The following is a 695-nucleotide window of genomic DNA, read 5'->3' as shown; positions in this document are numbered from 1 at the left end:
ACCTCGTTTTTCCTGATAAGCTTTATTGTGGCGAGACTTGCCGTGATGCCTTAGATGGCGCACGGCACTAGAACGGTAAATAGAGCTTACTGAAATTATGGGGATATCGGTATCGTAAGGATACGTTGACACATTCAGGGCCACTTTCGAAATCGCAGAGTTCTTGATAATATTTCCCGTGTATTTTAATTTTTCCAATCCAATGTCCGCCGTCTCCCTTAGTAAACGAGTAATTTACGCGATCAATTGTGTTTGGTTCGTTGGAGTGATTTGCTGCTTGACGTGTAACATATAGCTTGTTGAACCCTTTACTCCGAGGTGTTGACTTCAAATAATATTTGCTGATCCTTTTTCCAGCTTTATTGACATCAAATCCTAAAATGGAGTGGGCAGTGTATTTTGTTGCTGACCATTTTTCTTTCCCATTATATGAGTACCATGTTCCACGAAAAATTTTAGGAATTGTGCTGTGGGAAGACGCAAAAGAAACCTCTGATGAACCAAATAAACTAAACACTAAAACTAGAAATGATATTAAACAAAATTTTTTCAAGATCTATGTTCCTTTCGTATAATTATATGTTAATAAAAACATTATATTTTAAATATAAGTAATTGTTAAATAAATTTGGGTATCCATCCATAGATAATCAGTATACTTCACTTTCTTTTAACTGAATGATATCCTTTATAAG

General features: G+C 35.0%; 1 pseudogene. It reads right to left on the bottom strand.

The annotated features are described in order from the left end of the window. Positions 1 to 198, bottom strand: a pseudogene (locus LKE01_RS12295) (hypothetical protein); the annotation flags it as partial. Positions 199 to 695 lie beyond the last annotated feature (497 nt).

The sequence above is a fragment of the Lentilactobacillus kefiri genome (genome assembly GCF_007989105.1).
GTDB lineage: Bacteria > Bacillota > Bacilli > Lactobacillales > Lactobacillaceae > Lentilactobacillus > Lentilactobacillus kefiri.
This window is presented reverse-complemented; position numbering and strand designations above follow the sequence as displayed.